This window comes from Aquimarina acroporae (assembly GCF_023195925.1).
In the GTDB taxonomy this organism is placed as follows: domain Bacteria; phylum Bacteroidota; class Bacteroidia; order Flavobacteriales; family Flavobacteriaceae; genus Aquimarina; species Aquimarina acroporae.
Genome location: NZ_JALPRE010000025.1, coordinates 1 through 14,085, shown reverse-complemented (window position 1 = coordinate 14,085; position 14,085 = coordinate 1). Strand labels below are relative to the sequence as shown.

Sequence of the window (14,085 nt, the reverse complement as noted above, 5' to 3'; positions counted from 1 at the left end):
AATGGTGCTTTTCTTTTATCGTTTCTAGAGTATTACTCTATAGTTTCTTCTATACCTTTATAACCAAAGAAGTTATTTGCTTTAATCATTTCAGGAATTAACTCAGGAAGATCATCTTCCCATCCTGGCTCTCCATCTTGTATCTTTTGTAGCACTTCTCTTGAGAAAATATCCATAATGGTTGGATCATAATCGGTAATATCCTGAAGTTTTCCATTATACTTGAAGAATTTGTATAATTCTTTCATTCTTGGGTGCACCTTCAGATTATCGCTATTGGTTACTTTACCTGTTTCTTTGTTATGAAGAGGGTATAGGTATACTTTTAAATCTTTAAAGAATAATTTACCAAAGGCCTCAAGAATACCTCCACTTAAATGGCGATAGTATTTTTGATCAAAAATCTCAATTAAGTTGTTGACTCCCATAGAAAGAGCCATGCGCTCTTTGGTATAGTTAGAGAAGTATTCTACAACTTTATAATATTCTTTAAAATTAGAGATCATTACAGTTTGTCCTAACGAACAAAGCAGTCTTGCTCTAGACATGAAATCTTCTTCATCAATCTCTCCTTCTGCTCTAAGATTTGATAGTGTTATTTCAAATATGACCACTGTTTTATCCTTATTTACCTTGTTTTCACTCAAAAACATATTTAAGGATTTCTTGTAAATGTCCATATTTACCTTAGTAACCGGTCTAAAACTACCACGCAGTGCAAGAATGTTCTTTTTATATAAAATAGCAGCTGGTAATACGTTATTACCATCAGGGTCAAACATTACCGCTTCGGTCATACCATTTTTAACAAGTTGTAAACTCATTAAACGGTTATCAACCTTGGTGAATCGAGGACCAGAGAAATTGATAGTATCGATCTCTATTTGATCCTTATCTAAATGATCATATAAATAGCGTAATAGTTTTTTCGGATTATCATATTTATAGTAGGCACCATAAATAAGATTAACACCTAAGATTCCTAAAGTGATTTGCTGTAGTCGTGCATCATTTTCATGAAAACGAATATGTAAGATAATCTCATTATAATCCTCATCAGGTTTTGTTTGATAACGAATACCTACCCAACCATGACCTTTGTATTTTTTGGCAAAATCTATTGTTGCAACAGTGTTAGCGTAACTAAAAAATAACTTATTTGGATGTTTTTCTCTCGAGATTCTGTCTTCTATAAGTCTTACTTCATGTTTCAACATTTTCTTTAACCTGGCTTCGGTAACATAGCGTTTGTCATCTTCGATACCGTAGATCGCATCACTAAAGTCTTTATCATAGGCACTCATTGCTTTTGCAATTGTACCTGACGCGCCTCCTGCTCTAAAAAAGTTCCTTACGGTTTCTTGACCCGCACCAATCTCAGCAAAAGTACCATAGATATTTTGATTGAGATTTATACGTAAAGCTTTGCTCTTTATTGAAGGGACAGATTCGAATTCTTTGTCTCCCATTATTGTGATAGGCATAGTAAAAAGGGCTTTTTTTGTTTATTGTAAAGGTAATAATACCTTCAATATTAAAAAAGCCTTCTCGAAGATTTCTATATTTTATAATTACTCCAAATAAGAATTAAGATATCTATACAATTTTTGCCAAAAAAATATAATTACATTTGTTATAGAAAGATAACTATGGAAATAACTTTTCTTGGCACAGGCACCTCACAAGGTATTCCGATTATTGGTAGTGATCATCCAGTTTGTCTTAGTAAAGACCCAAAAGATAAACGCCTTCGTGTTTCTGTTCTGGTTTGCTGGGATGACTATACGTATGTTATAGATTGTGGCCCAGATTTTAGGCAGCAGATGCTAACTAACAATGTACGACGAATAGATGGTATTCTTTTTACACATGAACATGCCGATCATACTATGGGGATGGATGATATAAGGCCATTCTTTTTTAGACAAGGCGACATTCCTATCTATGCGCATCAAAGAGTACTGGCGAACTTAAGAAAGCGATTCGACTACATTTTTGCTTCAGAGAACAAATATCCCGGTGCTCCCAGTGTAATTGAAAATGAAATTTTGAATAAACCTTTTGTTCTGCAGAACTTAGAAGTAGTGCCTATAGATACAATGCACAATCGTCTTCAGGTGTATGGCTTCAGGTTTAAAGATTTTGTCTATCTCACCGATTTGAAAACGATTTCTGAAGAGGAAAAATTAAAATTAAATGGCGTAAAAGTGTTGGTGGTAAATGCGTTACGAATAGAGCCGCACCATTCGCATTTTAATTTGGAAGAAGCATTGGCATTTATTCATGAAATTCAACCCGAAAAGGCCTATCTTACGCACATTAGTCATATGTTGGGATTTCATGCAGAGGTTGAAAAAGAACTTCCTGACAATGTGTTTCTTGCTTATGATAATTTAAAAATTACGATTTGATATGAGGAATAAAATATTCATGTATTTGTTCATTTTTACTGCTTTGTTTGTACTTTTTCAATTTATTAATGCTAAAAAGGCAAAAGAGTCTTATGACGGGAGGATTGAAAATTTGCAACAACGGTTGCAAGAGTTGGAGACGTCTAAAAACGAAGCTATAGATTCATTAATCAATATAAATATGGATCTTACCTATTTTTCTTTAGATAGTGATGAAGAAGCCATAGCCTATTTTGAAGAGCAGGGTTATAATGCTAAAAAGTTAGAGTTAACGATTATAGATCAGATTATAGGTCAAAATAAAGCGGGAGAAGATAACCCTATCGTGCCTTTTGTGGGTATGGAAGGTAATATGGCGATCAATAAGGTAAGATTACTGAATCATAAATGGATCATTGCAGATTTTACCGATGGTGTGTATTGGGGGCAACTATTTATCTTATATGATGTAAGAGAAGATGGAGTAGTAGACTTTGAAGTTGAAAAGTCTTTTTTATATCCCCGTAACTAATAATTTTATATAAGAAACAAGCTTTCTAGCTGAGATGTAACAGGAAGTACAAATGTCTATAGTTGATCAAATGATTAAAGGAGAGGATTTTACTCCTTCCGAAATTCGATTCATTGAGTCTAAATTTAAAACGGTTTCTTTCAAGAAAGGGGATGTGATTTTAAAAGCTGGTGATCAAACGACTCATCAATACTATGTTCATGATGGCTGTTTACGTACTTTTTTTATAGATTATTCTGGTAAAGAACATACATTACAATTTGCGGTAAAAGATTGGTGGATTAGCGATTACACGGCGTTTTTTGATCAAGAAAATGCAATTCTCACTATTGAATGTCTGGAAGAAGCAATACTATATAAAGTTTTTCGGAAAGATCTTGAGTTGATCTACAAAGAGATACCCAAAGTAGAAACGTATTTTAGAAAAAAACTGGAGAAAGCTTTTTCAAGTTTTCAAAATAGAATTTTATCCAATCTGGCCAATCCTGCCAAAGCAAGGTACCTTGATTTTATTACTACTTATCCAGATATCGAAGCTAAAATTAAAAACTATCACATTGCTTCATATTTAGGGATTACCACAGAAAGCTTGAGTAGAATACGAAAAGAATTGGTAAATCATTAATAAATTACCATACATCAATTTTTTTGTCATATATCGGCTATAAATTTGCCAAATAATATAAAATTATAATGATGAAAAAATTAATAGCTATAGTATTGATAATGTCTGGTTTTTCTTGCGCCAAGAACAAGGAGACCAAAACTACTACAGAACCACAACAGGTTGTAGAAACCAAAGAAGAAGGTAAAAAGGTACTTTTTGTATTAACGAGCCACGCAGATTTGGGGGAGACTGGAGTAAAAACAGGTTTTTGGGTAGAAGAGTTTGCAACACCTTATTATTTCTTAAAAGATAAAGGTTTTCAAATTACTATCGCTTCTCCTAAAGGAGGACAGCCTCCAATAGATCCGAAAAGTGAGTTGCCAGATTTCCAAACACCATCTACAAAACGTTTTAATGATGATAAAGAGGCTCAGTTACAATTAGCAAATACTTTGGTTTTAGAAAATGTACACCATAATGATTTCGATGCTGTATTTTATCCTGGTGGACATGGTCCTCTTTGGGATCTTGCAGAAAGTAAAGTGTCTCAAAAGTTAATTGAAGATTTTTATAATGCTAACAAACCAGTTGCTGCAGTTTGTCATGCTCCTGCGGTTTTAAAAAATGTAAAAGGTAAAAACGGAGAACCTTTGGTAAAAGATAAAAAGGTGACAGGTTTTACAAATACCGAGGAAGCTGCGGTTGAGCTTACAGAGGTTGTACCGTTTCTGGTAGAAGATATGTTGAAAGAGAACGGGGGTATATACTCAAAAGGAGCAGATTGGAGTCCGTATGCCCTAGAAGATGGTTTATTAATCACTGGTCAAAATCCTGCATCTGCAGAACTTGTATCAGAATTACTTGTTAAACAACTTCAATAGTCATAATAACAATTAAAATAAGAAAAAGCTGCCAGTATATGGCAGCTTTTTTGGTTTGGTTTGAATGCTATATTGGTTAAATTACCTTTTCAATAATTTTCTTTTAAACAGAGCGCCATCAATTTCTAAAATGGCAACATATATTCCTCTGGAAAGCTCGGCTCCGTTTTCAGATTTTCCGTTCCATGAATATAGCTGGTTGCTGCCTGTTTTTTGATGATCTGCAACTACCTTTACCAAATTGCCGGTATAATCATAGACTTTGATCGTTACTTCACTATTTTCTTTTGAGGTATTGTGAAAAGTTACATGATCTCTAAATGTATTCGGATAAATTTTGATCGTATTTTTTACCGTTTCATTCTTTTCATTGTTTCGTTGCCAAGGTCTTCCCAAAGGCTGATCTAGCCATAATAAAATAAACTCATTATCATCAGGTAATCCTGTACCTATATGTCGCCCTACACTAAAAGGATAGTTATTGTCATTTATGATCCCGATTAAGAATGGATTGAGCACCACAACACTTTCGATGGTAACAAATGGAAAAGCAAAATCTCGTCCAATACCTACATCTCCAGGTAACCCAGGAAGTGATAATCGTCTTAAGTCATTTATTTTAAGAAGATCGACATTTAATTGCTTTTGAACAATTTCGTTATCTGGATTCATATCAACTTCGTATACCGCTTTAAATCCGTTCAAGTCTCCTTGTGATCCATCACGTTCAATAATCAAACCTCGATTAGCGCTAAACATAATAAAGTCCCCAATAGCGGTAGCTCTTTCATTAAGAGGATATTGAAACTTTTTACCCGTGTATGAATTACTACTAATATCAAATTCATGGATGAGTAAATTATTGTTTTCAGATCCTACCAATGTTTTTTCGAGTAAAGGAAATAGTTTTTGTGCATCTGTAGATAAAGCCATTCCTTCAAAACCACCACTACCTTTAACTCTAAATGGAGTTTCTAGTTGTGTATTTCGATAAGGCCAGTACATTCCGGCTAACCATGGGGTATTTTCACCATTTTGATCTTGTAAGTTGGTCCCGTCTCCAGCATTCCCCACTTTTGGAAAGTCACCAAATAAACATACCGTACGTATTTCTGGATATAACTTGTGTGAAACCAGTAGTGTTCTAAAATCAAAACTTTGTATATCTGCACGGTCTGTTAGGTTGTTTGCAATGATAATATCTGCTATAGCTTTGGTAAAGGTTTTGGGATCTACGGTTCTTTCTGCAAAAACATCTCCACGATCATCAGTATCTGTTCTTGGGTTAATTTTGGTTTCAATATTAAAACGAACCTGTGAAGCATTCTTCCATCGTTTCTCTGCTTCGGGATCTGATGCTCCAGGTCCGTTTTTATAATATGCGATATAAAATTCAACAAAATCGAATAGCTGTTGTAGTGATGGCATCACATATGGATTTATGAACCCGTTTTGATCTGCAAATGCTACCGATACTGGTGATAATGTAAGGTCATTAGATTGTGCTGGTCGACCAGGCAAAATTTTATCTGCTATGAACGTGTTTTGAATTTCATTGAAAGTAAGATTTTTTACCAATACTTCATCTTCAAATTCGTAAGGAGTACCATCTGCCTTACGTGTTTTTGCAGCTTCAATATGAGGATCATGATCCAAGACAGGAATGTTATCTAAGGTAATTCCACAATCTGTTTCGAGAGTAGGCATCAAATAGTCAAGAGCAGCTTCCATAGATGGTATTGTGTTTTCGGGTCTTAAATTTCGTGCACCTCTATGTCCTTGAGCATCAAATAAGGTAACATCAATAAGACCTTCATCAGTCATAAAATCAGGTTGCCCGTCTTTATTCTTATCAAAATTTTGAACTGCGTCAAGTAATAGATCAGGTCGATCAGAGATAATACCTTGTACACCAAGATCTAGTAAGAGATCCATGTTTTCGAGATCATTTACAGTGTAAACCACTACGTCGTGTCCTGCTCTGTTAAGAGAAGAAACATTGAACAATTCGCTAGAGGCTTTTTTAAGTGAAGCCGATGGATTTTCTCTACTACCTACCAAGGTGTTCGGATTTTGATCGTCTAACATGACAAACCATGGAGACATCACTGGAGCTTTACTACCATAACTTTGAGCATGAGACCTCATAGCATTCATTATTCGTAGAGCACTAAATTCTTCGCTAAACGGATTTTGCGGAGCTCTTAGTTCTTTACCAGGATTTTCAAAGTCGGGTAGAGGTATAGGTGCATCTAATAAAACTCCATTTTTATCAAAATGTAAGAGGAAAGGGCCAAATTCATCACCAATCCAAATATCACCATTCGCTGTCTTTTGTATAGATTCAATATCAAAGTCTGCACCGGTTAATACTCTGGTTTCACTAAACTCGTTGGTGATTGCAAAAGGAATCAAGTTATTGGGGTCCCTTAGTTCTATGTAGTCTACAATCTCGATGATACCGTCACCGCGACCTACAAATGCTCTAAACTCTGGTTTGATGTTGTAAATACGGAGATTGTAGTCGGCTGAGTTTTCAATACTCCCGAAACCGTTGTCAGACAATGCCATAAAGGTACCGTCGTAGTTGTTTAAAACAGAAGAGAATCCTTGAATAGGTTGCTTATTTAAAAAAGGAACTGGTTGTTGATTGATTAATCCTGAACCGATGTACTGTCCTGAGGTGGGCCCATCAGAGAAACTAGCAGCAGGTAGTACCGCCCTGCCAACTAAAATATCTCCAAAGTTGAAAAAGGACTTACCAGTTCCTTTTAGATATACTTTCTTACCGTAATAATTATCGGTAGGAATATCGAATGCTGTCTTTTGATCTTTTTGAGAAGTAAGATTAGAGGTCTGATCCTGAGCCATACTGGTAGCGATTGACCCAATGCTTAATGCACTAGATAATACTACCACCTTGGCCCTTGAGATAATTGGGTAAAAGCCTTTCATGTGTGATACGTTTAAGATTATTTGGTTAATTTCTACTCAAAAGTACTCTCATCTTATTATGGAATTGTTTGTTCTGTATAAATAAATGATTAGGAAAAAGTTAGGAGCTTTACCATTATGTAATATGTCCTTTTTATAGTTATATATATGTTACGCAAACGTTGTAGTGATCTTTTGCGATTTTTTTTGAATAGCTTGAAAATCGTTGAATTTTCAATAATTCTGAATGCTAAACAATGACTGATTAATGATTCTTCAGGTATTCGTTTATATTTGATTTGATAATTTATGATTAGATAATAAAAACACGGTATGAAGAATAGATTTCTGTTATTTTTTTGGGTGAGCTCTATATTAATTTCCTTGAACTCCTGTAAAAAACAATATGAAGGACCATTTCAAGGTTTTGAAGATAAAGGGAAGTATATAGAGGTATTTAAAAATGACGGGAAATATATTATCACTCCATATTCTGACAAAATTATTGAAACCTCATTTGTTCCTATAGGAGAGACTATTAAGGAAAAATCTCATGCTGTGATTCTTGAACCTAATGTAGAGGCAAAAGTTGAGGAGACCAACGAGAAAATCATATACGCTACCAAGGGTATAGCGGTGCATATCACCAAAGAACCTTTTGCAATATCTTATGAATATCAAGGAAAGAAGTTAATTTCGGAAAATAAAGGATATATAAAAACAGATTCTAGTGAAATTCTAAATTTCAATCTAGATAAAGATGAAGTTATTTATGGTGGAGGATCTCGTGTTGTTGGTATGAATAGAAGAGGTAAAAGATTACAGCTCTATAATCGTGCTCATTATGGTTATGAAACGCATTCAGAGCTAATGAATTTTACTATGCCACTGGTTTTATCTTCTAAAGTATATGCTGTTCATTTTGATAATGCTCCTATCGGTTTTCTGGATATTGATAGTAAAAAAGACAATTCATTGAGTTATGAAACCATTGGGGGAAGAAAAACATATCAGGTAGTTGCTGGAGACGATTGGAAAGATTTAATGGATCAATATACCGATCTAACGGGAAAACAACCACTACCGCCAAGATGGGCATTTGGTAATTTTGCAAGTCGATTTGGATATCACTCTGAACAGGAAACTCGTGAAACCGTAGAAAAATTCAAAAAAGACAGTATTCCTCTAGATGCTGTTATTCTTGATATTTATTGGTTTGGTAAAGAGATCAAAGGGCATATGGGAAATCTTGAATTTTTGACAGATTCGTTCCCTAATCCCAAGAAAATGATCAATGATTTTAAAGATGAAGGGGTAAAAACAGTATTGATAACCGAACCGTTTATATTAACAACTTCAAAAAAATGGGATGAGGCAGTTAGGGAAAGTGTATTAGGAAAAGATTCTGTTGGCAACCCTTATACCTATGATTTTTACTTCGGAAATACAGGAATTGTAGATATTTATGATCCCAAAGGAAAAGAATGGTTTTGGAATATTTATAAAGAATACACCCAAGAATTTGGAGTAGCCGGGTGGTGGGGTGACCTTGGTGAGCCAGAGGTTCATCCTTCAGATCTACTACATGCAGTAGGTAGTGCAGATGAAGTACATAATATTTATGGGCACGATTGGGCAAGAATGATTCAAGAAGGCTATCAAAAAGATTTTCCTGATCAACGACCTTTTATTTTGATGAGAGCAGGATATTCAGGCTCTCAACGTTTTGGAATGATACCTTGGTCTGGTGATGTAAGCCGAAACTGGGGAGGTTTACAACCTCAAACAGAGATAGCTTTATCTATGGGAATGCAAGGGCTTAGCTATATGCACTCAGATTTGGGAGGATTTGCAGGAGGAGAAACATTTAATCCAGAACTTTATGTACGTTGGTTACAATATGGGGTTTTTCAACCTATATTCAGACCTCATGCCCAGGAACACATTGCTCCCGAACCGGTTTTTCATGATGATAAGACCAAAGCACTGGCAAAAAGTAGTGTAGAACTTCGCTATCAACTATTACCGTATAATTATACCTTAGCTTTTGAAAATAGCCAAACGGGAATGCCACTCATGCGTCCTCTATTTTTTGAAGATAAAGAGAACAAAAATTATTATGAAATAAGTCACACATATTTATGGGGTGATAATTTCTTGGTTTCTCCAGTGGTAAAACCTGGTATTACTTCTAAAAGTATTCCTTTTCCAAAAGGAAACTGGTACGATTTCTTTTCTGATACTAAATACGAAGGAGGTGCTACATTGGATGTACCTATTGTAGAAGATCATATTCCGGTTTTTGTTCGAGGAGGAAGTTTTATTCCTATGATTAACACCATTCAAACCACAGAAGAGTATACCACCAAAAATGTAGATCTCCATTATTATTATGATGCTGCTGTAACAAATAGTTCTGGTAGATTGTATGATGATAATGGCAAATCTCCTCGTGCTTTTGAAAATGCTAAATATGAACTTTTAAAGTTCGAAAGTAAATTAGGAGTCGATAATGTAATAATTACGCTTTCTTCAGAGAAAGGAGCATCATATGCTTCTGATAAAAGAGAAATGGTTCTTATTCTACACAATTTTGAAAAATCTCCATCGACTATAATGGTAGATAATGTTCCTGCCAAATTTGAGTGGGATGATGAAAAAAAATTAGTAAAACTATCTTTCAAATGGAGTGCTAATATAAATGCATCTATTGAAGTGACTTTATAACGCTGTCTCATTTTTTATATTGGTTAATTCGCATTTTTGGATGTGAAAAAATCCTGTTTTTTCATTGAAACTGTTAAAGCCTTATTAACAAAAATTTAATAAGAAGAGTTAATTTTTAGCATATTCGTAATCTTCTAACTTTCAACCTGTAAAATCCAGTGTTTCCTCAACAAAATTAATACGTGGAAACCATATTTTTTGCTATTTGATTTGTTTTAATTTGTTGTTTTGTAGCTATTTAGATTGTAAATATTAACGAGATGTTAACATTTTAATTAACAGTCTTAAATTGCATTTTGAACGATTAATTCCTCTAATTTTGTACCATATCCGAAAGGAAAAAGTTCTTTAGAATTTCAGTAGTTAACCCCAAAATAAAATCTGCAAAATGACAAAGTTAGAGCATCATCGCATTGTAGAAATTAAGGAGAATTCTCCGTTTGAAAATAGATTTTATGAGTTGTTTAAAACATCTATAAGTGATCAGGTTCCTCTTTCCGACTTTAGAAAATTGTTTTCTAAATACACGAAAATGGATGCTTATATCATGAAAAATGGCGATAAAGATATTGGTTTGGCGTATTTTATGACCTGCCGGAATCCAGAAAATACCAAAGATGTTTATATACGTCTAGGTTTTGGAATCATAGAGGAGGAGAGAGAACGTTCTTATTTTCCAAAAGGACTAATCATGAAGACTATGATTATGGCCAAACTACAAAACTTATTCAGAAACGTATATATGGTAGGAATCACTATGAATCCTATAGTATACTCTGCTACCTGTAAATATTGGAAGTATTCTTATCCTAGTCCTCTGTTACCGTTTTCTAAGTCTATTGAAGCGGTAAAAACAAGAATTATCAACAGATTTAATCTGAATGAAGAAAGTAGCGATGTTATTTCTGTACCTTTTAATATCACTGAAATTGCAGAAATAAAGAATAAGTTAAGCATTAATGGTAGTGACAATCCTTATATTCAGTTTTTTAATTCAAAAATAGCAGAAACTAGCTATGATAAAGGACTACTTAGTATTGTTCCCATAGATTTAAAAAACTTAGGCATTGTTATTATTCGTAAAACAAAAATGGATGTAATGAGATCTATTTACACTTTTTTTGATGAAAAAGTCATGCCAGCACTTAGAGAATATAAACCAGCTAGAAATTAGATACACAATTCAATTCATCACCACTCACTCTTATGAAAAGACCTCTTCTACAGCTTTTGTGGAAGAGGTCTTTGTTTGTATAAACTATTATTTCTTAAAGTTTTTGTATTAACCATTCTTTAAACTGGTAGAAATTTTGTGGAGCTACACCATGTCCTACAGGAAACTCGTTAAGCGTGGTTTGTATACCCAATTGTGAGAGTTTTACTGGAGCCATACGTGCCCACTCAACAGGAATAACCTGATCAACACTCCCGTGAGAACAGTAAAAGTTTACGGTAGAAAAATCTTCATTTTGGTAGCCATCCTTCAAGATATCTTCATTAATATAACCGCTTAAGGCAATTACGTTATTAACCTTAGAAGGATAAGAGAGGGCAACGGCATAGCTAAGTATAGTACCTTGACTAAATCCTAGTAAAGTAACGTTGTCTGCATCAAGATCATAAGCATCTATAGCTTCATCAATGAAACTTGCAATTTTATCTCTTGATTCTATCGCTTGCTCATTATCGCTGAATTTTCCCTGAGGAGCATCAAAATAGATGGCATACCAGGCATTACCATAAGGTTGCAATGTATGAGGTGCTCTTACCGAAATAATACATAATTCTTCTGGAAGTTCTGAGGCAAATGAAAATAAATCATTTTCGTCACTTCCGTAACCGTGAAACATAAAAAGAACAGGAGTTTTTTCAGTATTCTTTTGAGGCGCTTTTATGATATGGTGTAGGGATAATGGTTTTGTTTGCATGAGCTCTTTTTTGGAGACCAAAAGTAGTTTTTTTATAAACTTTATTGAAGGTAATATCTAATCTTTCAAAAGTTAATAAAAAGTTAATTTTTTATGAGGATTTCCGTAAAAAATTAATAAATACTTGTAAATAAAACAGTTATTACGTAGCACAAATGTTAAAAATATGTTAAATAGCCATAAAAATATTACGTGTATACCGTAAATAATTTTATATTTAAGAAAATGTTAAGATAATTTTTCACTTCATTTCGCCCAAAGATGAATAAAAATTGTTTTCCATGTACAGTAACTAAACCCTATTTCTTATGAACAAAACTACCTACTTAATTATTATGCTATTTTCTGTGCAATCTATTTTTTGCCAAACAGAAAAGGACTATGAAAATACCATTCAGGTAATTACAGAGGCATACAATGCAAACGACGCAGATAAACTCTTTGCCACATTTTCTCCAAATCTACAATCTTCATTCACAATAGATAAAGTAAAATCTTTCATTAGCGAGAATCAATCGACCAAAGGTAGTATGGGTTCGGCGTCTTTTCTGTTAGACGACAATGGCAGTAAACGATATTTGACCGAATTTGACAATGCATCGTCAATCTTAGTTATTCAACTCTCTGAAGATCAAAAGGTAACAATGTTGTTACTCGAAGAATATTAATCAAGAATTACCCCAATTAACTTTTAATCAAAATATATGAAAAACAAGAACTTTACCCTGAAATTAGGAGGCCTATTACTCTTAATTCTAATGATATCAAATCCAGAAGCACTTCGAGCTCAGAGTAATAAGACGTTTGGAATGTTAACGTTTAACAAAGCAGTAAACATATCTGGAAAACAAAGAATGTTGGGTCAAAAAATTGCTAAAGCGTATCTCTACGCTGTAGAAAACCCAAGTGATGCCAAAGCTAAAAGAGACCTATTAACTGGTAAATTAATATTTGAAAAACAAAACAATATTTTACTACAAAATTCTAAATATAAGGTTACTAAGGATAGAATAGCCAAGGTGGAAGGATTGTGGAAAGAATACAAACAGTTACTAGATGGTGCTCCAAATTACGACAATGCAAAAAAGATAATAGAAACAAATACAGATTTATTAAAAGCCTCGAATAGTGTAGTTTCTGCTGTAATTCTAGAATCTAAAGGAGCTACAGATAGTGAAGCGTTGTTAGAGAACGAAGATTATGCAGAGGAAGATGGAGAATTGAAAAAGATCATCAATATTTCGGGAAGACAAAGGATGCTTTCTCAAAGATTAGCCTTATATTATTATGCCAATAGTTCTACACTAAAAGATAAGAATACCGAGCAGATGCTCAAAAATATCTATAATGAACTCGATGGAGCTATAAGTATGTTATTGATTTCGGAGTTTAATAACTCAAGAATTGATGAGAAATTGGGGGTAGCGATGTCTAAGTGGGATCAGGTAAAATCAAATAAGGAAAAATTGTTTAGTCAAGGAATCAAACCTGCAGATATGTATAGGTTAAGCAATGAACTTACAAAAGCTTTTAATGATGTAACTACATTATATGAAAAGGTAAAGTTATAATTTCTAAGTGTTAACTATAAAAAATACGTATCTATCTGGATAGGATAATACGTATTTTTTTTATCTAATCTAAAACTTAAAGTATGAAAACAAGATTACTCTTTTCCCTATTTACTTTTGTTATGGTTATAAATACTATAGCGCAAGAATTAAGTATCGATGCAGATATTAGGCCACGATTTGAATATCTAAATGGTTTTGGAAGCTTAATTCCTGATGGTGTCGATGCCGGAACATTTGTACAACAACGTTCAAGATTAAATTTCGGATACAAGCAAGAGAAATTTTCTGCTCTTGTAAGTGTTCAGGATGTAAGTATTTGGGGAGATACTCCACAAATTGCTGCAACCGATGGTAATGATAGTTTCTCTTTGGCGCAGGCCTGGATTGATTTTAAGTTTGGTAGCGGTTGGTCTACAAAGCTAGGAAGACAAGCATTATCCTATGATGACCAAAGAATATTTGGAGGTCTAGACTGGGCGATGCAAGGAAGATTTCACGATGCTGCCTTATTG

The 14,085-nt window shown here is 34.0% G+C and carries 12 protein-coding genes; 9 read left to right on the top strand and 3 right to left on the bottom strand.

All coding sequences use genetic code 11. The features are described from left to right. Positions 1–32 precede the first annotated feature (32 nt). On the bottom strand, positions 33–1,484 hold the full coding sequence (locus tag M0D21_RS22430; protein ID WP_248333746.1) for a TonB-dependent receptor: 1,452 nt from the start codon (positions 1,482–1,484) through the stop codon (positions 33–35). Between the two features lie 165 nt (positions 1,485–1,649). On the opposite strand from M0D21_RS22430, the gene M0D21_RS22425 reads away from it, so the two are divergent. From M0D21_RS22425 to M0D21_RS22410, 4 genes are all read left to right on the top strand, one after another. Next, positions 1,650–2,411, top strand: a complete 762-nt coding sequence (locus M0D21_RS22425; RefSeq protein ID WP_248333737.1) for an MBL fold metallo-hydrolase — start codon at positions 1,650–1,652, stop codon at positions 2,409–2,411. 1 nt (position 2,412) lies between these two features. Further along, the gene (locus M0D21_RS22420) at positions 2,413–2,922 is read left to right on the top strand and encodes a hypothetical protein (protein WP_248333728.1); all 510 of its coding nucleotides are present in this window, start codon (positions 2,413–2,415) and stop codon (positions 2,920–2,922) included. Between the two features lie 52 nt (positions 2,923–2,974). Continuing rightward, positions 2,975–3,547 carry a Crp/Fnr family transcriptional regulator gene (locus tag M0D21_RS22415; protein ID WP_248333726.1) on the top strand — a complete coding sequence of 191 codons (573 nt, stop codon included), beginning with the start codon at positions 2,975–2,977 and terminating at the stop codon, positions 3,545–3,547. 68 nt (positions 3,548–3,615) lie between these two features. After that, positions 3,616–4,410: a type 1 glutamine amidotransferase domain-containing protein gene (locus M0D21_RS22410; RefSeq protein ID WP_248333716.1), complete on the top strand. Its 795-nt coding sequence runs from the start codon at positions 3,616–3,618 to the stop codon at positions 4,408–4,410. Positions 4,411–4,491: 81 nt separating this feature from the next. Here M0D21_RS22410 and M0D21_RS22405 read toward each other — a convergent pair whose 3' ends face one another. Continuing rightward, positions 4,492–7,365, bottom strand: coding sequence for an esterase-like activity of phytase family protein (locus tag M0D21_RS22405; RefSeq protein WP_248333712.1), 2,874 nt, complete (start codon positions 7,363–7,365; stop codon positions 4,492–4,494). A gap of 312 nt (positions 7,366–7,677) precedes the next feature. Between M0D21_RS22405 and M0D21_RS22400 the strand changes: the two genes are divergently transcribed. Together M0D21_RS22400 and M0D21_RS22395 are read left to right on the top strand one after the other, a co-directional pair. Next, positions 7,678–10,071, top strand: a complete 2,394-nt coding sequence (locus M0D21_RS22400; protein WP_248333710.1) for a glycoside hydrolase family 31 protein — start codon at positions 7,678–7,680, stop codon at positions 10,069–10,071. 388 nt (positions 10,072–10,459) lie between these two features. After that, on the top strand, positions 10,460–11,245 hold the full coding sequence (locus M0D21_RS22395) for a hypothetical protein (protein WP_248333702.1): 786 nt from the start codon (positions 10,460–10,462) through the stop codon (positions 11,243–11,245). A 94-nt stretch (positions 11,246–11,339) separates the two neighbouring features. Here the strand turns inward: M0D21_RS22395 and M0D21_RS22390 are convergent, their stop codons facing one another. Continuing rightward, positions 11,340–11,999, bottom strand: coding sequence for an alpha/beta hydrolase (locus tag M0D21_RS22390; protein ID WP_248333701.1), 660 nt, complete (start codon positions 11,997–11,999; stop codon positions 11,340–11,342). 308 nt (positions 12,000–12,307) lie between these two features. Here M0D21_RS22390 and M0D21_RS22385 point away from each other — a divergent pair, with 308 nt between their 5' ends. From M0D21_RS22385 to M0D21_RS22375, 3 genes are all read left to right on the top strand, one after another. Next, entirely contained in the window at positions 12,308–12,667 is a 360-nt protein-coding gene (locus M0D21_RS22385; protein ID WP_248333699.1) for a hypothetical protein, read from the top strand. A gap of 36 nt (positions 12,668–12,703) precedes the next feature. Then, positions 12,704–13,570 (top strand): type IV pili methyl-accepting chemotaxis transducer N-terminal domain-containing protein, encoded by an 867-nt coding sequence (locus M0D21_RS22380; RefSeq protein ID WP_248333698.1) that lies wholly within the window; start codon positions 12,704–12,706, stop codon positions 13,568–13,570. Between the two features lie 83 nt (positions 13,571–13,653). Then, positions 13,654–14,085, top strand: a 432-nt coding sequence (locus tag M0D21_RS22375; protein WP_248333696.1) for an alginate export family protein, incomplete at its 3' end; no start/stop codon positions are given.

Coding starts and splice junctions, on each gene's coding strand:
- M0D21_RS22410 (WP_248333716.1), top strand. CDS start 3,616: ATGATGAAAAAATTAATAGCTATAGTATTGATAATGTCTGGTTTTTCT.
- M0D21_RS22395 (WP_248333702.1), top strand. CDS start 10,460: ATGACAAAGTTAGAGCATCATCGCATTGTAGAAATTAAGGAGAATTCT.
- M0D21_RS22400 (WP_248333710.1), top strand. CDS start 7,678: ATGAAGAATAGATTTCTGTTATTTTTTTGGGTGAGCTCTATATTAATT.
- M0D21_RS22415 (WP_248333726.1), top strand. CDS start 2,975: ATGTCTATAGTTGATCAAATGATTAAAGGAGAGGATTTTACTCCTTCC.
- M0D21_RS22430 (WP_248333746.1), bottom strand. CDS start 1,484: ATGCCTATCACAATAATGGGAGACAAAGAATTCGAATCTGTCCCTTCA.
- M0D21_RS22405 (WP_248333712.1), bottom strand. CDS start 7,365: ATGAAAGGCTTTTACCCAATTATCTCAAGGGCCAAGGTGGTAGTATTA.
- M0D21_RS22385 (WP_248333699.1), top strand. CDS start 12,308: ATGAACAAAACTACCTACTTAATTATTATGCTATTTTCTGTGCAATCT.
- M0D21_RS22380 (WP_248333698.1), top strand. CDS start 12,704: ATGAAAAACAAGAACTTTACCCTGAAATTAGGAGGCCTATTACTCTTA.
- M0D21_RS22425 (WP_248333737.1), top strand. CDS start 1,650: ATGGAAATAACTTTTCTTGGCACAGGCACCTCACAAGGTATTCCGATT.
- M0D21_RS22420 (WP_248333728.1), top strand. CDS start 2,413: ATGAGGAATAAAATATTCATGTATTTGTTCATTTTTACTGCTTTGTTT.
- M0D21_RS22390 (WP_248333701.1), bottom strand. CDS start 11,999: ATGCAAACAAAACCATTATCCCTACACCATATCATAAAAGCGCCTCAA.